The organism is Flavobacterium sp. ACN2, from assembly GCF_002303885.1.
Classification (GTDB): domain Bacteria; phylum Bacteroidota; class Bacteroidia; order Flavobacteriales; family Flavobacteriaceae; genus Flavobacterium.
In genome coordinates this window covers 41,570-64,738 of the sequence record NZ_MRCM01000016.1, presented here as the reverse complement: position 1 = coordinate 64,738, position 23,169 = coordinate 41,570, and the positions used below count along the sequence as shown (strand labels likewise).

Below are 23,169 nucleotides of genomic sequence, written 5' to 3'. Positions count from 1 at the left end.
CTATTCAATAATTATTTTTTCTATCTGTAAAACTCTATGTATAAAAAAGCCATAATAACCTCTATTTTCATGAACATCAAAAATTAAAAGATAAGTGTTCTGGCAATCTTTAAAATTACAAATCTGATACCTAAATGAAAATACTGCGTTTTGATCCTCCAAATATTCTAGTTTAACTATATTGTTTTGGGCTAAATCATGATTTGTTATCAGACCAGTTTCGATTAATGAGCTTAAAAAATTAGAGTTTTTAAAAGAGATAATAGCTTCATGCTTTATTCCTCCATTTCCGCAGTAGAAATTAAAATATACTTCAGAATCAGGAGATTCAATTGGAAACGATCTTTCGCCACCTAATTGTATTTTTTTTATAATTGAAATTTTGGTCATAATGAGTAGTCTGACTTTTAATTATCGCTTTTTTATTTTTGCAATTATTTCATCTGTCAGTAATGGAGATTCCCAAATGCCAAGAATATAAGTTACATCTTCGCCCAAACTATCTTCTCCGGCTCCTCTAGGCTGATAATCAAATTGCCAACGGTTAAATTCAATCATTAGATATTCTTTTTCATCCAATTCCATTAAAGTAATATAGCCTGGAACATCATATAGTTTATGTATTTTTAAAACGCTGTAATAATATCCTTTAGAATAGATGCTCTCTTCGATTTCAAATCCGTATGTTTTGGATAAAAACAATAATTCTTCTAATGAAAAATATTCATGAGAATCTCCAGATAAATCGCCAACTAACCTTTTTCTATAGTTTTTTTTCTCTGAATATTCTACTTCTAATATTTTTATGGAAGGTCTTATCAATTCGGTTTTTATTGAACTTATTCCTTCAATATCGTTTTCAAAATTTACAGATTGAATGCAGTAGAAGTTTTCTATTAGTTTCATTTAGGGAATTTGTCTTGAAATAAAAAAGTCTTCTGAAAATCAAAAGACTTATATTTTTTTTTTAGCTAATAACACTAATCACAATAAATAAGATTACAAGTGCTATTACAGCAAATTTCATAAATTTTGATGATTGCATAATTGAAGATTTAAGTTAGTTTATATCTGATAGTAGCAAATATAATTTTTTATTTGAAACTAAAGCCCAAATAAATTGAAACAGGAAAAGTTTTAGAAATTTTAATTTTTATATTTCCAATACTTGTAATTTTCAGGAATCAGTTCTAAAAACTGAACTTGATTTTCTATAAAAATACCTTTCCAGCCTTCCATAATTCTATTTTCTAAAGACTGATCAAAGAAGTTGCTATAAAGCTTTTTATGGGTCAAAATCAATGTACAAACTTGGAAGAAAATTATTATAAGTGCTTTTATTTAAATTGGAATATTCGGTTTTAAATGCATTATAAATACTTTCAAATTCAATTTTTAAAGGTTCTATTTCTTGTAAGTATTTATTGTTCAGAATTTCATTTTCCCAATCGTCTAAAAGCCACCATGAATTTTCTCCAAAATAAATAGATGGCTTATTGTCTAATTTGATAATTACAAATATTCCATCCTGAAATTTATTAAAATAAGAATTCATCATTTTACGAATTTGTATTTAGGGTAAAAAAAAGCTCCAGAAAAATCCAGAGCTTTTTTAATATATTTGATAGAAAGACTATTCTTCTTTCATGGTATGATAAACGTTCATTACGTCATCATCTTCTTCGATTTTCTCGATCAATTTCTCAACATCAGCAATTTGAGCTTCCGTTAATTCTTTAGTGATTTGCGGAATACGCTCAAAACCAGAAGATAAAATTTCAAGACCTCTGTTTTCTAATTCTTTCTGTAAAGCACCAAAGCTTCCAAAAGGAGCATAGATTAAGATTCCGTCTTCATCTTCAAAAACCTCTTCAGCACCAAAATCGATAAGTTCTAATTCTAATTCCTCAGCGTCGATACCGTCTTTTGCAATTCTGAAGTTGCAAGTATGGTCAAACATAAACTCAACAGAACCTTGAGTTCCCATTGTTCCGTTGCATTTGTTGAAATAACTACGAATATTAGCTACAGTTCTGTTATTGTTATCAGAAGCAGTTTCAATTAAGATTGCAATTCCGTGAGGAGCGTATCCTTCAAACAAAATTTCTTTATAGTTGGCAGTATCTTTATTACTTGCATTTTTAATCGCGCGCTCCACATTGTCTTTAGGCATGTTGGCAGCTTTCGCATTTTGTATAACAGCTCTTAATCTAGAATTGGCATCTGGGTTTGGTCCACCTTCTTTAACAGCCATTACGATATCTTTACCAATTCTGGTAAACGTTTTGGCCATTGCAGACCAACGTTTCATTTTTCTTCCTTTTCTAAATTCGAACGCTCTTCCCATTTCTAATTTTTAGTTTTGTGATGCAAAAATAAGGTTTTCCTAATTTTTACAAAAACAAAATTGTTCTTTTTTGTTTCAGGTTTCAGGTTTCAAGTTATTTAGGTTGTGTTGAATTTAACCGCAAAGTGCGCAAAGGTTTACGCAAAGCACACAAAGAAATTTTTAAGTTAAGTTATAAAATAAAAAAAGTTTACAAAGCTATATAAATAAAACCTTGCGAACCTTGCGTAAACCTTTGCGCACTTTGCGGTTAAACCTGAAACCTGAAACCTGAAACAAAACCATTACTTACTAATTCCATTAAATTCATTAATGATATTTACGGCTTCGTTGAGGTACGGATTAGTTTTAAGATTGTCCATTTGATATTGATTAATCGTTTTATCATTTGGATAAGCGCCTAGAAGAAACTGATTAACGCTAGAATTGTACACATCAAGCGGATTATTTTCATCATTAAAAGTATTGATCTCTGTCCAAAGTGCACCTAATGTCTTTTTCTGCTTGAAAACCGAATCTAATGTCATTGGAATTTCGGCTTTAGGGGCATTCACAATCTGATCTATTTTAAGGTTAATCTTTTTAATGTTATTGAAAAAATAATTGTCTGATAATCTCGCCGAGCTGTTTTTAGCAATTTTGTCTATCAAATTTCGCTTTACATACGTCTTGTATTTTAAGAACGGTTCGATGCTGTCATTTTTTATCGCCGTAGGAAAGTCGCTTTCTTTTTGGTAAATATCTTCGTAAAATTCAGGTAGCACAACATCTGGCTTTACGCCGATATATTGATGACTTTTGCCCGTAATCCTGTAAAATTTATTGATTGTAATTTTTAAGAAATCCGTGTTTTTATCTTCTTCAAGCGGAAGAATAGTCTGCATTGTGGCTTTTCCGAGGGTATTGCTTCCTAGCAAAAGCGCACGGTTATAATCTTGCATAATAGAAGCAAAAAACTCGCTTGCTGAAGCCGTATTGCTATTTACCAAAACTACAATTGGGCCTCTATAAATAACACCTTTAAACGGATCGTTAATTACAGATTTCTCTTTTTTATTATCTATTACAATAGAAAGCGGACCGTAATCTACAAACATTCCTGCCAGTTTTATAGCTTCTTCCATAGAGCCGCCCCCATTGTCTATAAGATCAATAACAAGTCCTTGTATGCTATCTCTTTGCAGTTTAATAACCTCGCGCGCCACATCATCTGCACAGCCTTTTCTGCTATTGCCATCAAGGTCGGCATAGAAACTCGGAATTTTTATATATCCAATTTTACTGTCTTTGCCAATGATGAAACTGAAAACAGAGTTTTCTTCATCTTTCATCATTTGTTTTTCAATATAAACATCAAAATTTTTGCCCGAATTGCGTTTTAAAGTAAGCGTAATATGCTTGTTATTTTCAGATAAAATCATGGACGATATAGACTCCAAAGAAGCACAAGAAACCTGAAGTGTTTCTTTCTGATTGGAAATCGAAATAATCTGATCGCCTTTTTTTATCTGTCCTGTTTGATAAGCCGGTCCGTTTGGATCTACCTCATCGATTATAATTTCGTTTTTCTCGTTGAGGTTTACCGTCATTCCAAGTGATAAATGTTCTTTAGACAAAGAAGCAACAAAACTCGTTTTAGAATCATCGCTAAAATAAGCCGTATGAGGGTCAAAATAGGTACAGAAGAAATTGTATAGTTTTTCTTCCTGTTTCGTATTAGAGTCTATTAGCGAATTAAAACGACAGATTTCATTTGTAACGATTTGATTTTTAGAAGCCTGTTCAATAGATTTAAAATTGGTTTTTAAAGAATCGAGATTATCGCTCGTTTCAACAATATCATCTAAGATTTGATAGCGCAGTTTTTTTACCCAAACCTTTTCTAAGTCTTCTTTCTTCAAATAAAAAGCAAAAGATTTTTTATAAAAACGGATGGTATCTTTCTTCGTATAATCAATCGGAATGGTCTGAATTTTTTCTAAAATTTTTTTAGTACGTAAAAGGCCGTTGATGTAGGTAGCTTTAATATCGGTAAGAAAGCTGCAGTCGTTCTTTAAAATTAAATTGTCGAGATTGTAACGGTATTTCTGAGCCAATTCGTCATATTCGCTCTTGAAGAAGATATTGCGTGAAGGATCGAGTTCGTTAATAAGATTGTCAAAAACAAACACAGAAAGACTGTCATCAACGGGTTTTGGCCTTAAGTGTTCTGCTTGAATAAGCGCATTTATTTTGTTTAATATTTCACAAGTTTCTGCGCTGTTCTGACCAATGGATATAGTTGATGTCAGCAAAAAAAGGAGTAGTGAAATCTTTTTCATAAATGGAAATTCATGGGTTCATGATTAAAGTTACACTAAATTTTTTACAAATTGTAGGTTTTTTAGCAAAATATCGACAATGAAAAGTTTTTAATCGTTAAACGAACGTACACCAAATAATTTAACTCGAATTTGCCTATTTTGAAGAAAAAAAAATGCGTTACAATCGTAACGCATTTTTAAACTATAAAGTCAAAACTTATTTCTTGTAAAACGGTAATTTAACCACTTTTGCAGGAACATCATTTTTTCTAATTCTAATAAAAATATCGCTGTCAACCGCACTATTTGCAACTGTTACATATCCTAAACCAATTCCTTTATTCATAGAAGGAGACATAGTTCCAGAAGTTACAATTCCAATTACTGCTCCAGAACCATCTACAATTTCGTAATCATGTCTTGGCACAGCGCGCTCTTGCATTTCAAAAGCAACTAATTTTCTTGTAACACCAGCTTCTTTTTGTTTTTTAAGCGCTTCAGAATTAGTGAAATCTTTTGTGAATTTCGTAATCCATCCTAAACCAGCTTCAAGTGGAGAAGTTGTGTCGTTAATATCATTTCCGTAAAGACAGAATCCCATTTCAAGACGTAAAGTATCACGAGCCGCAAGACCAATTGGTTTAATTCCGTAAGAAGCACCCGCTTCAAAAACCTTATTCCAGATTTGCTCTACTTCGCTGTTTTTGCAATAAATTTCAAATCCTCCAGAACCAGTATATCCTGTAGCAGAAATAATTACATGTGCGATTCCAGCAAAATCACCAACTTCAAAATGATAATAAGCAATTTCAGATAAATTTACAGAAGTCAAAGCCTGCATAGCTTCAACCGCTTTTGGACCTTGAATCGCCAATAAAGAATAGTCTTCGGAAATATTCTTCATATCAACTCCCAAATCATTGTGAGAAGAAATCCAGTTCCAGTCTTTTTCAATATTCGAAGCATTTACAACTAGTAAATACTGCTCTTCTTTCATTTTATAAATAATCAAATCATCAACAATTCCGCCTTCATTATTTGGAAGACAAGAATATTGCGCTCTTCCAATTGTCAAAGTAGATGCATCGTTTGAAGTCACTTTTTGAATCAAAGCCAAAGCATTTGGACCTGTCAACAAAAATTCACCCATATGCGAAACGTCAAAAACTCCTACGCTGTTACGAACCGTTTCGTGTTCAGCATTAACCCCTTCATAAGTAATAGGCATATTATAACCAGCAAAAGGAAGCATTTTCGCTCCTAAACCTTCATGTATGTGCGTAAGCGCAGTATTTTTCATTGTGTTGTTTTATAAAATTGTTTTGCAAATCTATTCAAAAAATATCAAATTTGAATGTCTTAAATTATAAATTTCGCAATAATTAGGAGCTATTTCCTGCTATCCGCTATATCTTTTTGTTTTTAAAGAAAAAACAAAAAGGATATCGCTACAAACGAAGTTCACTGAACTCCTATAAAAATAAAAATATGGTGAAGTAATCAGGGCTAGGGCTAACAGTTTCAAAAGAACAATCATGATTTCGATTTTTTACGTAATTTTATTATATAAAAGTATTCAAATGAAATCATCGTATTTAATTACAAAAGAAGAGATTCTGAAATTATACAAACCAATAGATTCCAAAGCACATAAAGGAACACAAGGTCATGCGGTGATTATTGCCGGAAGTTATGGCAAAATAGGAGCAGCGGTTTTAGCTTCAAAATCCTGCCTAAAAACAGGCTGCGGACTCGTAACAACTTTTGTACCCAAATGCGGTTATCAAATACTTCAAATTTCCATTCCAGAAGTGATGGTGGCAACTGATGAAAATGTGAATTTTATAACCAATATTCATCTGCCATTAATTCCGCAAGCAGTTGGATTCGGCCCAGGAATAGGAAAGGAGCTCGGAACACAAAAAGCTTTGTTTGAGTTTTTAAGAGTCAATAAAGCGCCTTTAGTTCTCGATGCCGATGCGTTGAATATTATTTCAGAAAATTTATCTTGGTTAGAATTAGTTCCAGAAGACACGATTCTGACACCTCACCCAAAAGAATTAGAACGTTTGATTGGAAAATGGAATTCAGAAGCTGAGAAATTTCAAAAAACAATCGCTTTTTCAGAAAAATATAAAGTCATTGTGGTTATGAAAGGCGCACCAACCTACATTATCAACAGAACTTCGGTATACGAAAATACAACAGGAAACGCAGCTTTAGCAACTGCAGGAAGCGGAGATACCTTAACTGGAATCCTCACCAGCCTTCTAGCACAAGGCTACGAACCTAAATATGCCTCAAAATTTGGTGTCTACCTCCACGGACTAACAGCCGATTTAGCTTTGTCCAAAACAGGTTATGAGTCTTTTACAGCTTCTACTATTATTAAATACTTAGGAAAAGCTTTTTTAGAATTAGAGAATTAGAGAATGTGTCAATTAGATAATTAGTTGTACGTTTTGTCATCCTGAGGAACGAAGGATCACACCAGAAACTCCGCACAGTAGCCATAAAGTAATTTGCCAATCTTTGTCGAGCTCCTAGTGTGATCCTTCGTTCCTCAGGATGACAAAAAATGAGAGTAAATCTGCCAAGATCTGCTCAAATCTTTTTGAATCTGCGTGAAAGGAAAAATCTAAAATCAAAAATCATTAAGTTTGTAACATCCAAGATTAGAGACTTAGCAACTTAGTTTCTTAGCATCTTAGAATCTTTAAAAAATGAAAAACAACTTCGATCTCAGAACGGTAAACGTCATGCGATATATAACGCCACTGCGCGAAGGCGGTTCTTTACCCGCTTTGGCAGAAGCCGATGACGATTTTAAATACGTATTAAAATTTAGAGGTGCCGGACACGGCGTAAAAGCCTTAATAGCCGAATTAGTTGGCGGACAAATAGCAAAAGCCTTAAAATTACAATTGCCAGAATTAGTATTCGCCAATCTTGACGAAGCTTTCGGAAGAACAGAAGCCGATGAAGAAATTCAGGATTTACTTCAAGGAAGCCAAGGATTAAATTTGGCACTTCATTTCTTATCTGGCGCCATTACTTTTGATCCTGCTGTGACCACTGTCGACGCTAAATTGGCTTCACAAATTGTTTGGTTGGACGCTTATATTACAAACGTAGACAGAACTTTCAAAAATACCAATATGCTAATCTGGCATAAAGAATTATGGCTGATTGATCACGGTGCATGTTTGTATTTTCATCATTCTTGGAACAACTGGGAACAGCATGCCAAAAGCCCGTTTGCGTTGATAAAAGATCACGTTTTATTGCCACAGGCTTCACTTTTAAAAGAAGTTGATGCCGAGTTTAAAGCCATTTTAACCCCAGAAGTTTTAGAAGAAATTGTCAATACAATTCCGCTTGACTGGTTGCAATGGGAAGATGCAGACGAAACTCCTGAAGGATTGCGAAATGTTTATTTGCAGTTTTTAAAAACAAGATTAGAGAATTCAGAAATATTTGTAAATCAGGCTCAAAATGCAAGATAACCACTTATACGAATATGCTGTGATTCGTGTTGTGCCAAGGGTAGAACGCGAAGAATTCCTGAATATCGGAATCATTTTGTTTTGTAAAAAAGCCAAATTTATAAAGGTTCGGTTTCATTTAAATAAAGAAAAAATACAAGCCCTTTCTTCTGATTTTGACATCGAACAATTAGAATGTAACCTGACTTCGTTAGTAAAAATCGCCAACGGAGCAAAAGACGGCGGTCCAATTGCTGAATTTGAGATTCCAGAGCGTTTTAGATGGTTAACCGCAATTAGAAGTTCGGCCATTCAAACCTCAAGACCTCATCCGGGTTTGAGTCAGGATTTGGAGAAAACGATTCAGCGCTTGTTTGAGGAGTTGGTGCTTTAAAAAAGGTACTGAGGTTCTAAGATGCTAAGGTTTTCTGTAGAGACGCACAGTGCGTTTGACATTGCATAAAAAAATCTCGCAAAGGCGCGAAGTCGCAAAGTTTTTCATTTCATATAGTATACCCAAAATTGTCATTTCGACGAAGGAGAAATCTTCGCGAGTAACTCCACTAAGTATATCGCCAATCTTTGTCGAGCTTCTTGCGAAGATTTGCTTCGCCAGTTCGCTATCGCTCGAGTCTCCTTCGTCGAAATGACAAACTGTATGGAAACTTTATAAAAAAAACTTTGCGACTCTACGACTTTGCGAGATTAAAAAAAACTTAGCGTCTTTGTGTCTTCGTGGTAAATAAATAAAAAACCACGAACTACATCGAAATGCAATCCGTGGTTCTAACTAAAAACTAACTTACTTTTTATTCTAATTCAATTTAAAAAGAGCCACAAACATTCCCACCTAAAGTAGGTCCTGCATTTGCAGAAATATCAGCTTTAACCGCAGTTTTAGCCAATTTTACGATGGAGTAAGGCGGAGTAAAAGCAGTACCGCTTCCAGCCTGAGTTCCTGTTACATTTGTAAATACGTTATCAGTAGAAGTAACGGCAGTATAGCCTGACATTAAATCGATTGGATTTTTTACACCTTCAAAAACATTGCTTTCTACGCGAATATCAGCTTCAAAACCTGCTGCAACACATTTGTTGCTTACGGTGCTGTTAAATAAACTGTTTACAATATGTACTTTTCCAAAACGAACTCTTGGCATTCTTTCTTTACAGCCTGAAGCCCACCAGCATCTTGCAAAAGTAATTCTCAATTTACCGCGATCAGCAGTTGCACCATCGCTAGAACCAATTAAGTTTGAATATCTATGATCATCTGATCCACCAGATCCACCTGCTTTTGGAGGTTTTAGGTAGTGGAATTTAGAATACGTAACCGAGATATAATCTGATTTGTTTTTGATGTCGAAGTTTCCATCAACACCATCTCTAAATTCGCAGTGATCTACCCAAACGTTTGTACATTCGTCAAGAATTGCATTATCCCATCCATCAGTGTCATAAGCGCCTGGACCTTCAAAAATCAAGTTTCTGATGATGATGTTTTTACATCTTTTAATATTGATGATTCCAGAACCATCTTTGGTTTGATTCGTCGAAACCAATTTTGCTCCACTTACTCCATAAATTGTTTTTCCTGTTTGATCTTGAAAAGACAATCTTGTTGTAATTGTAATGGTTCCAGAGACTTTAATCACTTTTACAGAAGTGTTCTCAATAGCCGATTTCAACTGAGCGTAAGTCGTAACTGTAGTTTCGGCAGCAGAGCCACCACCTGTTGTGCCTCCGTTTTGAGAAGCCCATCCTGGAACCTCAGCGCAGTTTCCAATTTTACCCGTTGGGTTGGTTGCAGCTGTTTCAACGGTTGTTTCATTGCTTTGAATCCCTGCTTCTGTGTTTGAAGCAATTTCTTCAGAATTACATGCTGTAAATCCGAAAATCAATGCTGCAGCGAACATTGAAAGTTTTGATTTTAAGTTCATAATAAGTTTGGTTATTTAAAAAAGTTTAACAGCGCAAAACTCAGTATTATTTGTAGGAAAAAAGTTGAACAAGTTCAAACTTTTACAAAAAAATCTACGAAATGTGTTTTTTTAACACTTGTAAATTTACAAAAATGTACAAATAGCGTATTTTTACGTAATCGATTACATTGGTTAAGCCCCTAATTAATGATGAAGCGATAACAAACTTATTCCTTAAACAAAAACCACAAAAAAATGTACAACCTACTAAGAAAAAACATTGAAAGGAAAATTCCGCTCACGGATGAAGAATGGGATATTATTGTCTCTAAAGCCGAATTGATAAAGCTGAAAAAGAATCAGTTTTTGCAGATTCAAAATTCTCATAATAGTTATGAGGGATTTATTTTAAAAGGATCATTTAAAACCTACATTCTAAACGAAAACGGAACCGAAACGGTTATTTTCTTCTCTTTCGAAAACGAATGGATGTGTGATCTAGAAAGTTTCTACCACCAAAAGCCCACAACGTACAACATTAAAGCCATTGAAGACAGTGAAATAGTGGTCATCAATAAAATGCAAAAAGCGTATTTGTTTGCTGTAATTCCGAAACTCATTAAGTTTCATGTCCTGATGATTGAACGTGCCAATGTTGCCATTCAGCAGCGGCTTTTAGATGTGCTCCATAAAACCTCAAAACAGCGTTATTTGGATTTTAAAGAGCGTTATCCGCAAAAGGTAAGTTCTATAAATAATAAGAATCTTTCGTCGTATTTGGGCGTTTCGCACGAGTTTCTTTCGAAGATAAAAAGAGCGGTTTCTTGATTTTTTTTTAGGTTCAAAGGTGCAGAGTAACAAAGTGACAAAGGTTTTTCTGTAGAGGCGAACTGCGGTGCGTCTAGGTATTTGCCACAGATTAAAGAGATTAAAATGATTTTTGTTTCACGCAGATTTTGCAGATTTAGGCAGATTTAATTTAATAAATGATCTATTTTAAATCTGCAAAATCTGCGTGAAAAATCTTTGCGCCTCTGCTCTTAATAGCTATCAGAATTGCGCGATTAAAAAAACTTCCCGCCTTTGTGCCTTCGTGGCAAGTATTAAAAATTCAACACTCCAAAAAGACATTCAGTAGAAAAATGAAGCATTACATTTTCCTTTTCTTCATTTTCAATAACCAATACATCATAAGGTTCTAAATGGTACGGCTTTTCATTAATTGTAATAACTGTTGTATATAAAGAAAATATAATTACTACTTCAGCATTACAATTCTGATTACTATTGGATATTTCCAGTTTATGATGGGATATTTTTTCAGAAACCATCCAATTGAAATCAATGACTTTTGTATAAGAAGTCACATTATCATCGGAGTTAAATTTCATGATTTCATATTGCTCGTATACCTTTTTTTCTTTGTTTATCTCAACATTTAAGACATTATCGAGCATAACCAGATATCGATAATAGCCTTTAAATTTGGTAAACTCTGAAGGCACTTCCTCTATTGTAGCATTGCTTATTCTAAAACCAAAATCTCTATCGGCATAAATGGCAGTTTTTGGAAAGATCATATATTCATATGTCAATCCGCCACTCCAAATAGAGGGTTTAGTATTTTTTTTAGAGAAATGCTGTACGTTCATTTATTGAATATTTTAAAAATTTTATTCTCTTTTTTTGTCCTCCTGAGCGAAGTCGAAGGATTATAAGTAGCTCGACAAAGAAAAAAAACTTTGCTGAATAGCTTGGCGATCCTTCGACTTCGCTCAGGAAGACAAACCGTATAGAAGCTTTATAAAAAAAACTTTGCGTCTCTGCTCCCGATAGCTATCGGGATTGCGAGATTTAAAAAACTCAGCGAATCTCTGCGTAGTTCTTTGCGAATCTTTGTAGTATAACCCTACAACACTTTCTCCAAATAAATAAACTCCAAAGGTTCAGCAGAAACAGTAGTATGAATTTCACTCTCAGGAAAAGCCTCACGTTTTCCAGTGTCTACATAACCATGACGTTTGTACCACGCCACAAGCTCTTCACGAACCGAAATAACTGTCATGATGATACTCGATAATCCCAAAAATTTTGCTTGATTTTCGGCTTCTGCTAAAAGTTTTTTCCCGATGCCGCTGTTTTGAAGTTCTGGCGAAACGGTTAGCATTCCTAAATACAATTGATGACCTTTTTCAACCAATAAAACCGAACCAATAATTTTGTCATTCTCGGTAAATTTCAGAATCGTATTTTTTGGATCAAGAAAGATTTCGGTCATTTCTTGTTCGTCGGTTCTTTTTCCTTCTAGTAAATGCGCTTCGGTTGTCCAGCCTTTTTTTGAGGTTTCGCCTCTGTATGCTGAATTTATTAAGGTTGTTAATGCTGGAATGTCTTGTAATGTAGCTTGGGTAATCATGATAATATTATGATATATTTTTTTTAAGTTTTTGAATTTAAATTTTGTTTTAGCAAAAGATAAAATTGAATTGCCTCCAGCTTTAGCTGGAGAAACAAAGTTATAGTAGAAAAGGGCTTTAGCCTAATCTTTTGCGTTTTTGGCTAAAGCCTTTTATTCTGCCAAACAATACCTCCAGCTAAAGCTGGAGGCAATTGATTTCAATATTGTGCGCATTTGATAACGTGAGAGAACTAATTATTTTTCTGTGATTCAATCAAATCTAAACGATTTTTGATTCGTTCAATAATATCTAAATCATTGTCGCCATGAATATCTCTTATATTATAATTCGGATTTCTTGGGTCTGTAGTTTTCTTAAATTCATTAATATTAAGATTGAACAATGCCTGTCCAAATCTCTGACTTGGATTCTTTTCCAAATAAGATTCTAGTAACTCAAGGATAAGTTTATGCTCTGGTTTCATCTGAACTATTTTTACTTAAATCTTCAAAAAATTGTATTGGATCATTTAAAAATCTTGCAGCATTTGAGGCTTTAATACTTTTGAAAATATCCTCTAAATTTGGTTGAAAAATTTCTCCCTTTAAGTCAATTAAAATGAAGTGATTTTTTTTGCAAAGATTTAAAATAGATTGCAAAACGTCAGTAATATTGGAAGCTTTTCTTAAATCAATTCGAAATTGAAAACTTTCAATTTTTGATTTATCATCGCTTAAACAAATACAAGCATCATTATCTTCTTCATTTTGTCCACTTCCTTTCCAGTTTAAATAAGTCTCATTTCCCCAATTAGCTTTAGGGATAATTTGATCAAGTTCGGAAATGATTGAAGGAATGTTACCATCAAAATTTTTCCAAAAAACATCAGTCTCTGGTAAAAATTCTGTTTTGTTATTCTGAAAAATGCATTCGTAATTACTATCAATAGAATCTTCAGGAACTACGATTAAAAGATATTGCCAAACAGCCATTTTACGATAAGATTAATAATTGGTAATTACTCTCGAGCTTGCGAATATATAAATTATGAAAAAAGTATCTTACAAAAACAGCTTTGTTTTTTACGGAAATTTATTTTCGTTTAAGAATTTTAAATATCTTTGAATTATGAGTACAGCAACAAAACCAAAACATATCGGCAGAAATATAAGCCGTATCAGAGAGCTTAAAGATATGAAACAGGAAGCACTGGCACAGGCTATAGGAACAAATCAGCAGACGATTTCGGCTATTGAAAACAGCGAAACTGTAGACGAACAAAAACTAATTGAGATCGCAAAAGCTCTTGGAGTTTCTGTTGAAGCAATTAAGAACTTTTCAGAAGAAGCGGTATTTAATATTATTGGAAATACTTTTCAAGACCACGGTGCTATTACTACAGGTAATTACGGTTGTACTTTTAATCCATTAGATAAAGTTGTTGAACTTTACGAACGTTTGGTGCAAGCTGAAAAAGATAAAGTTGAGTATTTAGAGAAGTTATTGAATGGGAAGTAACCGTTTTTTTAAGATATATTAAATTGAAAAGAGACCTTTGATGAGGTCTCTTTTTTTGTTTTTTAAGGTTGTTCTTTTTTTGTTGTTAAATGAATATATTTTTTATCATTTGCTTAATTGTTCCGTTTTCAAGTTTTAATCCAAGTGGTTTTGAAATGTCTTGACCTTCAGCTAAATGTAAAGAGGTGTTGTAAATTATGCCTAATAAGAAATATGTCTCAGGAATATGAATTCCAATACTTTGAGCGAAATGAAGTTTGTTTTTTGTTCCGTTTGTTTGTATAAATTTTATTTTATTAGGTTGATCTGGAATTAAATCATAAACGAGATTTTCTATTTTAACTCTAACACCAAAACAGATTGCTAAAGGATCAAAAGCATCAGTTTCAAATAAATATCGGCGGACTTCTCGCCATACTTTTTGAAAGAATTTATCTGGTTTCGCCCAATCTGTATTTAGTTTAAGTATTTTGAACTCATTTGTTAAGTCTACTGTCGTAATTACGGGATTATAATGGAAGTAGTAAGCATCGACCATATTTTTGATGCTTGGATCTTCCCTTTTATAAATAATTTTTAAAATATTCTGATTGGATTTTATATTTGCTTCTTTCAGATAATTGACTTTAATCTTTGTATCGTTAAAACAGAAATGGTTAAAAAACAAAGGATCAAGATGAGTAAGTAATACAGGGAAAATCCTATGTTTTTTTCTTTTCATTTCGTCGATGAAAGTTGAAACATAATATTGAAAAGTTATTAAGTTCGCATCATCCATATAATCAAATATCTCGTCGATAACAAGAATGCAATCTTTTTTCTTAAAATTTCTTCTAGATTTTAAAAGCATGGCAATGAATGTTAAAATATCTCTTTGACCATTAGATATTTCATGAGCTTTTGGCCATTTAACTATTAGACTATTGCCTTCAACTCTTGGTTTTATGTCAAATCTATCTTTAACTGGATTAAAAGATTCTATTGTTTTGGTACAATCATCTTTTTCATCAAGATAGTACAAATATTTACAGGCTTTTTTGAAATTAGCTCCCATATTTTCTTTTACAATTATGATTTGAAGTGCTGTAAAATAGGTGTCTACTTCATCTTTTACTTCGTCAAATCCAAATGAATGAATTATATCGGCAAGTTTTTTGAACTCTTCTAAATCTCTAAATGACTGTAAAATGTTTGTTTGAATCCATCTTTTGATAGCTATAGTTGTTCCGATTTGTTTGTTTATTTCAGGGAGCGAGTGATTAAAAGTTTGTTGATATCCTCTCAGTGCAAATCGAGTAAAATCAATTTCATTTTCAATTCTAGAAAACAATTGTCCACACTTAAATAAATTTGAAATATTATTTAAAACTTTGCCACCATTTGTTCCAAAATTTGATTTTATAGTTGCAGAATGGTAGTCAAAAGGAATTTTTGCTGGTATTGTTTGAACTAAAGTGGTTGGCATTATGTCAAGTGATGTTTTGGCAAAAGTTCTCCCTCCAAATGATTGAACAACTGATTTTGGTTCGGTCTGATTGTTTATTACAAATACATCAAAATAGCTCGAAATTGTATTTTGTGTATCATCCGCTACTAGAATTTCTCCTGTTGTTAATGTAAGAGTCAAATTAGGTCTATTACGAGAATCTTTTAAATAGTAGTGTTTGTCGTCTAATTCTATTCTGTTACTTCTTAAAGAATCAAAACCAATAGCAAATGAGCTTTTTCCAAAACCGTTTGGAGCAACTAGTATGTTGGGTCTATTTGGAACAAGGTCAAGGGTAAACAATTTATGTCCAATACCCTTGATGTTGGTTATTTCTATCGTTTTTATATTCATTAGAAGTGTGTTGTATTGTTCATAACATGAAGTATAATTTCTATATGTGTGAAATTATTTTTTGGTTTTCAATTTCTCAAATATATTTATTTTCTACTGCTAATTTTTACGGATTTCCGTACTCCATATATTTTATTTGTAAATTCAAAAATAATTTTTTGGATTATAAAAAAAGCGAGTAAAATTTTTTTACTCGCTTTCATAATTTATCATATGTTTTTACACAAAGAAACTCTTCAACTCATCATAAGTCTTAATCTTTACACTCGTTTTATTCATTAGCGGACACTCGCGCTAGCTGGTTATTAATCAATTGTAATGTTTAATTTTTTTGTTTTAATAAATGATTCTACAGTTAGCTTTATTACATTCTCGACAGTGGTAATATAGTTAAAATAGTCTTGCTTTGTCAGATCGTAATTAATATCTAACTCATGAACAAATTTATGTCTAGCCTGTAAAATTTCTTGAAGTTTTAAAAGTATTCTAAAAACTTTATTATTGACTTTCTTTTTTTTGCTTAAGATTGCAAAAACATCAATTCCAATATATTTTTTATAAGCTTTGTTAATTGATTCTAAATTTTGAAAATTATAACTTTCCATTATTATTTGCTCAAGTGATGATTTTTGTTCAAGAATTTGTAGAACCTCAGGAACTCCAATTTTTATCTTTTCTTCAACTAATAATATTTTAGAGTTTTCTTCATATTTTATAAAATGTACAAAACATTGGCCAAAAAAATATTCAAGAACGGATACTAAAAAAGGCATCAAACTATTATAAAGTATTATGCTTGGATCTTTTGTAACAAACAAACTTTTAATGTTTTGATTTGGAATGTTAAATATGCTTTCAGTGAGCTCATTTTTATAACTATTTAAACAATTATTAATTTGGTCTAATTTTTCCAATGAATTACTAGCTACAATTGAAATTCCTTTTTCTAAAGGACTGAATTTTTTGTAATCTTTAAGATTAGTGTATTTGTTGGTACCATACCAATCATTGTAAAATGTACCTTCAAACTGCTGTCTAGCTTTTTTAATTATTAAATTTTGTTTTTGTTTGTCTTCATAACTGCCTACACTTCTTGTTCTTGTATGTAAAATCCACTCAGCGCATTTATTTTGTTTTCTTTCTTCAGCAGATAATTTATAGACGGTAGCTTCAACTCCAGAAACTGATTCATAATCATTTAGGCTATACCACATATAATGTAGTTGATCGCTAGTATTCATTTCTTCAAGAAAATGCTTTGTTTTTTGAAAACCTTCTCCAATTAAAAATTTTATAAGCGAACTTTTGGTTGAGGATTTAGTATACAATGTGATTTCTAAACTCATTTGCTTGAATTTTTTTTAGTTTTGTTAGATGACCTCTAAAATGAAATTTTAATTTTTTTAAAGCATATTTATTATATAAAGCTGTAATCTTTATGTGATTATTTTTTAAATATAGCAAAAAAGCCACAAATTACTCTAACGAAATTAGTGTAATTTGTGGCTTTTAAATTTCACAAGTGCGTTAGTATTTACCCCAAGAATGCTTTCAACTCCTCATAAGTCCCAATCTTCACGCTAACTTTTTCCTCATTAATAACACTCTCAATTTGAGCAGGAATAGGAAGCGTAATTCCTAAAGCAGGTTCAACAACATCTAAGAATTTAATAGGATGTGCCGTTTCTAAGAAAATACCAATTGCGTTGTTATGTTTCTCCAATTCTTTTTTCAAACCTAAATAACCAACAGCGCCGTGTGGTTCAGCAATATAACCGTCTGTTTTGTAGATTTTCTTTAGCGCTTCAAGTGTTTCTTCGTCAGTATAACTATAAGAAGAAAAGTCTTTTTCGAAAGCTTTTAAATCATTATTGTACAATTCCTGAATTCTAATAAAGTTACTTGGGTTTCCAACGTCCATGGCGTTAGAGATTGTTGCTTTAGAAGGTTTTGGGTCGTATTTTCCGTTTTCTAAGAATCTTGGCACTGTGTCGTTTACGTTTGTAGATGCTACAAAATGCTCAATTGGCAAGCCTAATTTCTTTGCCATAATTCCGGCACAGATATTTCCGAAGTTTCCACTTGGGCAAGAAAAAACTAAAGGTTTATTTTGGTTTTTCAATGCTTTGTAAGCAAAGAAGAAATAAAACATTTGCGGTAACCAGCGCGCAATATTAATCGAGTTTGCAGAAGTCAGGTTTTTATGTGCCAAAGTTTCATCTAAAAATGCTTTTTTCACCATATCCTGACAATCGTCAAAAACACCGTCAACTTCTAGTGCTTTAATGTTTTGTCCTAAAGTAGTCAATTGTTTTTCCTGAATATCGCTCACTTTTCCTGACGGATATAAAATGACAACATCAACGCCGTCAACGCCAAGAAATCCGCTTGCAACAGCTCCGCCTGTATCTCCAGAAGTCGCTACTAAAACGGTGTTTTTAGCGTCTTTTTTATCTTTATTAAAATAACCCAAACAACGTGACATAAATCGTGCTCCAACGTCTTTAAAAGCCATTGTTGGACCGTGAAATAATTCTAATGAATAGATTCCGTCTTCGACTTTCACAACTGGAAAATCAAAAACTAAAGTTTCGGCAATGATTTCTTTTAGTTTTTCTGCTGGAATTTCGTCGCCAACAAATTGTTTAATCGATTCAAAAGCAATTTCTTCATGGCTTAAACTTTCGATTTTATCAAAAAATGAAGGATCAAGCGGTGTTATGCTTTCTGGGAAATATAATCCTTTGTCAGTTGCTAATCCTTGTATAACAGCTTCTTGAAAAGAAACTTTTGGGGCATTATGGTTTAAACTGTAGTATTTCATTTCTAAATTTTAAATTTTAGATTTTAGATTTTAGATTTTTTGGAGAGTAAATTCCAATGCTAAAATTCCAAATTCCAATGGTTTGTGTTTTTAACCGCAAAGAGCGCAAGGAATTGGTTTCTTTTGAAAACGCAGAGTTCGCAAAGCTTTGTGGTTATTTAAATTGTTTTTTTATTTCAATAGTTATTTTTAAGCATTTTTGTCATTTCGACGTGAGGAGAAATCTTCGCAAGTAACTCCGTAACGTTATTCCAATCTTTGTCGAGTTTCTCGTGTGATCCTTCGTTCCTCAGGATGACAAACTGTGCGGTTATGACAAACTGCAAGGTTATGTATTGTGTCTATACTTTGCGTGGGCTTCGACGGAGTTTATCCTGAGGAACGAAGGGCTCAGCCTGACAAACTTTGTCTTAATACTTAATTCTTTGTACTTAATACTCTTCTACAAAATTCTTACGCCATCAGGATTAATTTTCGAAACGTGAATTTCATACGGTAAATTCATTTTTTCGTAAACGTCGCTCATGGCTTTTGCGATTTGGTCGGCGGTTTCTTTTCCTCGGCTTAAAGCGAAGATTGATGGGCCAGAACCTGAAATTCCAGAACCTAAAGCGCCGTTTTCGTAAGCCGTTTGTTTAATTTGGTCGAACCCTGGAATTAAAACACTTCTTAAAGGTTCAACGATTTCGTCGTGAAGCGAACGTCCGATTAATTCGTAATCTTTGGTGTAAAGACCTGCAACCAATCCGCCGACATTTCCCCATTGCATGATGGCGCTTTTTAGGGAAACATTTTGTTTTAAAACCGAACGCGCGTCAGAAGTTTTCAACTCAATTTGCGGGTGAACCACCGTTGCGTACAATTCCTTTGGACTGTCAATTCTAATAATATCAAGTGGCGCGTAGCTTCTTACCAAAGTAAATCCGCCTAAAAGGGCAGGAGCAACGTTGTCGGCATGCGCGTTTCCGCTTGCCAATTTTTCGCCCTGCATCGCAAACTGAACTAAATCTTTACGAGAATACGGTCTTCCTAATAATTCATTAATTCCGAAAACCGCTCCGGCAGAACTTGCAGCACTGCTTCCGATTCCGCTTCCGGCTTTTATATTTTTATAAATTTCGATTTCAAATCCAAAATCTAATTCATCTAAAGTTTCTAACATTGCCAAAGCCGCAACTCCAGAAACGTTTTTCTCGGTTTCCAAAGGCAAATCGGCACCTACAATTTTAGTGATTCGAACTCCTTTTTGATCGACTTTTCGAACAATCATTTCATCGCCCGCATTGTCTAAGCAAAGTCCGAGTACGTCAAATCCGCATGAGAGGTTGGCAATAGTTGCTGGGCAAAAAAGTTTAATTTCCATTTCTAAGGTTCTGAGGTTCTAAGATGCTAAGATTCTAAGGTTTCTATAGCAACTTTTTATTTTTTAGTTTCTAAGGTTTCGAGATTCTAAGAGGCTAAGATTAGTTTTGAAAAAAACTCAGAACCTTAGCATCTTAGAACCTTAGCACCTTTAAATATTCCCTATTCTAATTACATCTGCAAAAATTCCCGAAGCTGTTACTGCTGCTCCTGCACCGGCTCCTTTGATCAATAAAGGCTGATCTACGTAACGATCTGTGTAGAACAATACGATATTATCTTTTCCTTCTAGGTTGTAGAAAGGATGATCTTTTGGAATGAATTGCAGACCTACGCTTGCTTTTCCGTTTTCGAATTGCGCAACGTATTTCAATCTTGAATCTTTGGCTAAAGCTTCTTTATAAATACCTTCAAAATGAGCAGCGTGTTTGATTAACGATGCGAAAAAGTCTTCGTTGTTTGTTGTTGCTAAACACTCTGCTGGCAGGAACGATTCGTTTGCAATGGCGTCAATATCCATTTCGTAACCGCTTTCGCGAATAAGAATCAGGATTTTACGAGCTACGTCGATTCCGCTTAAGTCGATTTTTGGATCTGGTTCTGTGAAACCTTGAACTCCCGCTTCTTTTACCACATCGTGGAAAGAATTATTTTCGTCAAAATTGTTGAAAATAAAGTTCAAACTTCCAGATAAAACCGCTTGAATTTTATGCACTTTATCTCCAGATGCAATTAGATTTTTTACTGTATCAATAATTGGCAATCCCGCACCAACATTCGTTTCAAACAAGAAAGGAGCATTGTATTGGCGAGATAAGCTTTTTAATTTTTTATAATTGTCGTAAGCAGAAGAACAAGCAATTTTATTGCAAGTTACAACTGCAATACTTTCTTTTAAGAACTTTTCGTAAGCTTCAGAAACCGTTGCATTTGCAGTAATATCTACAAAAATACTGTTACGTAAATTCAATTCTTTGGCTTTTTTAATGAATTCTTCAATACTCGCTGGTTCACCTTCGCTTAAAGCGGCATCCCAATTTTTTAATGAAATTCCGTCTTCATCAAATACCATTTTTCTTGAGTTTGATAAAGCAATTACGCGAACATTAATCTTTAAATTATCTTTTAAGAACTTTCTTTGATTGTGGATCTGTTCGATGAATTTTTCTCCCACATTTCCAACTCCCATTACAAATAGGTTCAGCTGTTTTGTGTTTTCTTCAAAGAAGTTTTCGTGTAAAGTATTCAATGCTTTTTTAACATCTCTTTCGTTAATTACAGTCGAAATATTTCTCTCAGAAGCACCTTGCGCAATGGCACGAATGTTTACGTTGTTTTTTCCTAAAGTAGAGAACATTCTTCCGCTTAAACCTTGGTGGTTTTTCATGTTTTCACCCACCAAAGCAATAATGCAAAGATCTTTTTCTACATAACAAGGATCGATTTTGTTCTGCGAAATTTCGATTTCAAAAGCTCTGTTAATCGCAATTTCAGCATTATCAGCATCCGAATTCAAGATTCCGATACAAATTGAATGCTCAGAAGAAGCCTGAGTAATAAAAATTACGTTGATTTTTTCTTGAGACAATACTTCAAACAAACGTCTAGAAGAACCTGCAACTCCAATCATTCCTGGACCTTCAAGTGTAAGAAGCGAAATATGATCGATATGGCTGATTCCTTTAACGACAGTATCTTTAGATTGAACATGACTAGAAATTAAAGTTCCCTCAGCTTCTGGCTCAAAAGTATTTTTGATTAAAATTGGAATATTTTTTCTTAAAACAGGCTGAATGGTTGGCGGATACAACACTTTTGCACCAAAATGCGACAATTCCATCGCTTCCTGATACGAAATGTTTGCAATTGGCTGTGCTTGTTTTACAATTTTTGGATTTGCAGTAAACATTCCGTTTACATCAGTCCAGATTTCCAGTTGTTCAGCATCGATTGCTCCCGCGATAATGGCCGCAGTATAATCAGATCCGCCGCGCCCTAAAGTCGAAGTGATTCCGTCTAAAGTTTGCGCAATAAATCCTGGAAGAATATTTATTTTTGATTTATTCGAAGCGAAATATTCCTGAATTAACTGATTCGAAACTTCAAAGTTTACCACAGCTTTTCCGAAGTTACTATCCGTTTTAATCAATTCACGGCTGTCTTTGTAAACCGCATCTTTTTCAGTTTGCTGAAATGCCTGAGCAATGATAAAGGAAGAAAGCAATTCTCCAAAACTCAAAATGGTATCGGCAGTTCTTGGAGATAATTCACCTAATAAGAAACATCCGTCTAGTAAAGTCTCTAAATGGTTGATGATTCTTTTTACATGACTCAACAAACTGCTTTGCTCGCTTACCGGAATAAGTTCTTTTAATGTATCAAGGTGTTTTTTCTCGATTTCGGCAACCACTTCTCTAAAGCTTTCGTCGTTTGCAGCTGCTTTTGCCGCTGCCAATTGCAGTAAATCAGTCACTTTGCTCAGGGCAGAAACTACAACGACTAATTGGTCTTGTTTTGTTTTTTGGTTAACAATTTCGAGAACGAGTTTTATATTTTGAGCATTGGCAACCGAAGTTCCGCCAAATTTTAATACTTTCATTTTGTTTGATATTTTTTAATAAGGTGCAAAGATTTTGAGTAACAAATGTTCAAAGGTTATCAACTGCGAACTGAAACTGAAAACTGCAACTATTTTTTTTTCTTTGTAAATGTTTTTTATGTATCCAATAACTCTCTTCTTTCAAGAAAAAAGTATAGGTAACCTAGGATGATATGTAAAAATGTATACCCCTAAGGGGTAGTAGTTGTTGTAGTAGAAATAATGGTAGCAGCAATTGCAACTCTCGTTTGAGCTGTAATAATTGTAGATTGATATTTTATGCTGTTACTTTTCATTTTTGATTTTTCAAAAGTACAGCTTTTTATAAGAGTTAAAAACTTAAAAGGCTTTTTTACGAATATTTTAATAATTCAAATCTCTATAAATCAATATTGAGTATTTGTTAAAATTGCAGATGTTAAATTGATGTTTTAATATATTTAGGACAGCGTTTTTTTAAGATTTAACCCGCGCAAGAGATTGATGTTTAGCCCAAAAAGAACTTAAAAACGGGATATAGCTGGATATTTTGATTTGAAAAGCAATTAAATGTATGTTAAGAGTTCTTAT

At 33.4% G+C, this 23,169-nt stretch carries 21 protein-coding genes; 5 read left to right on the top strand and 16 right to left on the bottom strand.

Annotated features, from left to right (window positions below; all coding sequences use genetic code 11):
- The 6 genes from BSF41_RS17985 to gcvT form a co-directional block, all read right to left on the bottom strand.
- Complete coding sequence (locus BSF41_RS17985; protein ID WP_095930888.1) at positions 1-390, bottom strand: hypothetical protein; 390 nt, start codon at positions 388-390, stop codon at positions 1-3.
- Positions 391-411: 21 nt separating this feature from the next.
- On the bottom strand, positions 412-906 hold the full coding sequence (locus BSF41_RS17980) for a hypothetical protein (protein ID WP_095930887.1): 495 nt from the start codon (positions 904-906) through the stop codon (positions 412-414).
- Between the two features lie 379 nt (positions 907-1,285).
- On the bottom strand, positions 1,286-1,558 hold the full coding sequence (locus tag BSF41_RS17975; protein ID WP_095930886.1) for a hypothetical protein: 273 nt from the start codon (positions 1,556-1,558) through the stop codon (positions 1,286-1,288).
- A 75-nt stretch (positions 1,559-1,633) separates the two neighbouring features.
- Positions 1,634-2,347, bottom strand: a complete 714-nt coding sequence (locus tag BSF41_RS17970; protein WP_012024626.1) for a YebC/PmpR family DNA-binding transcriptional regulator — start codon at positions 2,345-2,347, stop codon at positions 1,634-1,636.
- A gap of 284 nt (positions 2,348-2,631) precedes the next feature.
- Positions 2,632-4,668 (bottom strand): S41 family peptidase, encoded by a 2,037-nt coding sequence (locus BSF41_RS17965; protein ID WP_095930885.1) that lies wholly within the window; start codon positions 4,666-4,668, stop codon positions 2,632-2,634.
- Between the two features lie 199 nt (positions 4,669-4,867).
- Entirely contained in the window at positions 4,868-5,950 is a 1,083-nt protein-coding gene (gene gcvT / locus BSF41_RS17960; RefSeq protein ID WP_095930884.1) for a glycine cleavage system aminomethyltransferase GcvT, read from the bottom strand.
- A 280-nt stretch (positions 5,951-6,230) separates the two neighbouring features.
- Here gcvT and BSF41_RS17955 point away from each other — a divergent pair, with 280 nt between their 5' ends.
- The 3 genes from BSF41_RS17955 (at position 6,231) to BSF41_RS17945 (ending at position 8,529) form a co-directional block, all read left to right on the top strand.
- Positions 6,231-7,079 (top strand): NAD(P)H-hydrate dehydratase, encoded by an 849-nt coding sequence (locus BSF41_RS17955; protein WP_095930883.1) that lies wholly within the window; start codon positions 6,231-6,233, stop codon positions 7,077-7,079.
- A 294-nt stretch (positions 7,080-7,373) separates the two neighbouring features.
- Entirely contained in the window at positions 7,374-8,156 is a 783-nt protein-coding gene (locus BSF41_RS17950) for a HipA family kinase (protein WP_095930882.1), read from the top strand.
- Positions 8,146-8,529 carry a DUF3037 domain-containing protein gene (locus tag BSF41_RS17945; RefSeq protein ID WP_095930881.1) on the top strand — a complete coding sequence of 128 codons (384 nt, stop codon included), beginning with the start codon at positions 8,146-8,148 and terminating at the stop codon, positions 8,527-8,529. Before BSF41_RS17950 ends, BSF41_RS17945 begins: the two co-directional genes overlap by 11 nt.
- Before the next feature lie 430 nt (positions 8,530-8,959).
- On the opposite strand, the gene BSF41_RS17940 is transcribed toward BSF41_RS17945, so the two are convergent.
- Positions 8,960-10,075 (bottom strand): polysaccharide lyase family 1 protein, encoded by a 1,116-nt coding sequence (locus BSF41_RS17940; protein ID WP_095930880.1) that lies wholly within the window; start codon positions 10,073-10,075, stop codon positions 8,960-8,962.
- A 237-nt stretch (positions 10,076-10,312) separates the two neighbouring features.
- Here BSF41_RS17940 and BSF41_RS17935 point away from each other — a divergent pair, with 237 nt between their 5' ends.
- Entirely contained in the window at positions 10,313-10,885 is a 573-nt protein-coding gene (locus BSF41_RS17935; protein ID WP_095930879.1) for a Crp/Fnr family transcriptional regulator, read from the top strand.
- Positions 10,886-11,160: 275 nt separating this feature from the next.
- Here the strand turns inward: BSF41_RS17935 and BSF41_RS17930 are convergent, their stop codons facing one another.
- From BSF41_RS17930 to BSF41_RS17915, 4 genes are all read right to left on the bottom strand, one after another.
- Positions 11,161-11,709 carry a HutD family protein gene (locus tag BSF41_RS17930; protein WP_095930878.1) on the bottom strand — a complete coding sequence of 183 codons (549 nt, stop codon included), beginning with the start codon at positions 11,707-11,709 and terminating at the stop codon, positions 11,161-11,163.
- A 257-nt stretch (positions 11,710-11,966) separates the two neighbouring features.
- Complete coding sequence (locus BSF41_RS17925; protein WP_095930877.1) at positions 11,967-12,473, bottom strand: GNAT family N-acetyltransferase; 507 nt, start codon at positions 12,471-12,473, stop codon at positions 11,967-11,969.
- 233 nt (positions 12,474-12,706) lie between these two features.
- Positions 12,707-12,940, bottom strand: coding sequence for a hypothetical protein (locus tag BSF41_RS17920; RefSeq protein WP_095930876.1), 234 nt, complete (start codon positions 12,938-12,940; stop codon positions 12,707-12,709).
- Positions 12,924-13,448, bottom strand: coding sequence for a hypothetical protein (locus BSF41_RS17915; protein ID WP_095930875.1), 525 nt, complete (start codon positions 13,446-13,448; stop codon positions 12,924-12,926). The genes BSF41_RS17920 and BSF41_RS17915 overlap by 17 nt, the downstream gene beginning before the upstream one ends.
- Positions 13,449-13,584: 136 nt before the next feature.
- Here BSF41_RS17915 and BSF41_RS17910 point away from each other — a divergent pair, with 136 nt between their 5' ends.
- The gene (locus BSF41_RS17910; protein ID WP_095930874.1) at positions 13,585-13,974 is read left to right on the top strand and encodes a helix-turn-helix domain-containing protein; all 390 of its coding nucleotides are present in this window, start codon (positions 13,585-13,587) and stop codon (positions 13,972-13,974) included.
- 85 nt (positions 13,975-14,059) lie between these two features.
- Here the strand turns inward: BSF41_RS17910 and BSF41_RS17905 are convergent, their stop codons facing one another.
- From BSF41_RS17905 to thrA, 5 genes are all read right to left on the bottom strand, one after another.
- Positions 14,060-15,814, bottom strand: coding sequence for a hypothetical protein (locus BSF41_RS17905; protein WP_095930873.1), 1,755 nt, complete (start codon positions 15,812-15,814; stop codon positions 14,060-14,062).
- Between the two features lie 305 nt (positions 15,815-16,119).
- The gene (locus tag BSF41_RS17900) at positions 16,120-17,160 is read right to left on the bottom strand and encodes a HEPN domain-containing protein (RefSeq protein ID WP_095930872.1); all 1,041 of its coding nucleotides are present in this window, start codon (positions 17,158-17,160) and stop codon (positions 16,120-16,122) included.
- A 188-nt stretch (positions 17,161-17,348) separates the two neighbouring features.
- Entirely contained in the window at positions 17,349-18,638 is a 1,290-nt protein-coding gene (gene thrC / locus BSF41_RS17895) for a threonine synthase (protein WP_095930871.1), read from the bottom strand.
- Positions 18,639-19,080: 442 nt separating this feature from the next.
- Positions 19,081-20,001, bottom strand: coding sequence for a homoserine kinase (locus BSF41_RS17890; RefSeq protein WP_095930870.1), 921 nt, complete (start codon positions 19,999-20,001; stop codon positions 19,081-19,083).
- Between the two features lie 150 nt (positions 20,002-20,151).
- A complete protein-coding gene (thrA, locus tag BSF41_RS17885; protein WP_095930869.1) occupies positions 20,152-22,599 on the bottom strand; it encodes a bifunctional aspartate kinase/homoserine dehydrogenase I in 2,448 nt (815 codons plus the stop codon).
- Between the last annotated feature and the right edge of the window lie 570 nt (positions 22,600-23,169).

Excerpts from the sequence above, each read along its gene's own strand:
- gcvT (WP_095930884.1), bottom strand. The coding sequence starts at position 5,950 with ATGAAAAATACTGCGCTTACGCACATACATGAAGGTTTAGGAGCGAAA.
- thrA (WP_095930869.1), bottom strand. The coding sequence starts at position 22,599 with ATGAAAGTATTAAAATTTGGCGGAACTTCGGTTGCCAATGCTCAAAAT.
- BSF41_RS17940 (WP_095930880.1), bottom strand. The coding sequence starts at position 10,075 with ATGAACTTAAAATCAAAACTTTCAATGTTCGCTGCAGCATTGATTTTC.
- BSF41_RS17925 (WP_095930877.1), bottom strand. The coding sequence starts at position 12,473 with ATGATTACCCAAGCTACATTACAAGACATTCCAGCATTAACAACCTTA.
- BSF41_RS17965 (WP_095930885.1), bottom strand. The coding sequence starts at position 4,668 with ATGAAAAAGATTTCACTACTCCTTTTTTTGCTGACATCAACTATATCC.
- BSF41_RS17950 (WP_095930882.1), top strand. The coding sequence starts at position 7,374 with ATGAAAAACAACTTCGATCTCAGAACGGTAAACGTCATGCGATATATA.
- BSF41_RS17945 (WP_095930881.1), top strand. The coding sequence starts at position 8,146 with ATGCAAGATAACCACTTATACGAATATGCTGTGATTCGTGTTGTGCCA.
- thrC (WP_095930871.1), bottom strand. The coding sequence starts at position 18,638 with ATGAAATACTACAGTTTAAACCATAATGCCCCAAAAGTTTCTTTTCAA.
- BSF41_RS17955 (WP_095930883.1), top strand. The coding sequence starts at position 6,231 with ATGAAATCATCGTATTTAATTACAAAAGAAGAGATTCTGAAATTATAC.
- BSF41_RS17900 (WP_095930872.1), bottom strand. The coding sequence starts at position 17,160 with ATGAGTTTAGAAATCACATTGTATACTAAATCCTCAACCAAAAGTTCG.
- BSF41_RS17935 (WP_095930879.1), top strand. The coding sequence starts at position 10,313 with ATGTACAACCTACTAAGAAAAAACATTGAAAGGAAAATTCCGCTCACG.
- BSF41_RS17930 (WP_095930878.1), bottom strand. The coding sequence starts at position 11,709 with ATGAACGTACAGCATTTCTCTAAAAAAAATACTAAACCCTCTATTTGG.
- BSF41_RS17910 (WP_095930874.1), top strand. The coding sequence starts at position 13,585 with ATGAGTACAGCAACAAAACCAAAACATATCGGCAGAAATATAAGCCGT.
- BSF41_RS17985 (WP_095930888.1), bottom strand. The coding sequence starts at position 390 with ATGACCAAAATTTCAATTATAAAAAAAATACAATTAGGTGGCGAAAGA.
- BSF41_RS17980 (WP_095930887.1), bottom strand. The coding sequence starts at position 906 with ATGAAACTAATAGAAAACTTCTACTGCATTCAATCTGTAAATTTTGAA.
- BSF41_RS17905 (WP_095930873.1), bottom strand. The coding sequence starts at position 15,814 with ATGAATATAAAAACGATAGAAATAACCAACATCAAGGGTATTGGACAT.
- BSF41_RS17975 (WP_095930886.1), bottom strand. The coding sequence starts at position 1,558 with ATGATGAATTCTTATTTTAATAAATTTCAGGATGGAATATTTGTAATT.
- BSF41_RS17920 (WP_095930876.1), bottom strand. The coding sequence starts at position 12,940 with ATGAAACCAGAGCATAAACTTATCCTTGAGTTACTAGAATCTTATTTG.
- BSF41_RS17890 (WP_095930870.1), bottom strand. The coding sequence starts at position 20,001 with ATGGAAATTAAACTTTTTTGCCCAGCAACTATTGCCAACCTCTCATGC.
- BSF41_RS17970 (WP_012024626.1), bottom strand. The coding sequence starts at position 2,347 with ATGGGAAGAGCGTTCGAATTTAGAAAAGGAAGAAAAATGAAACGTTGG.
- BSF41_RS17915 (WP_095930875.1), bottom strand. The coding sequence starts at position 13,448 with ATGGCTGTTTGGCAATATCTTTTAATCGTAGTTCCTGAAGATTCTATT.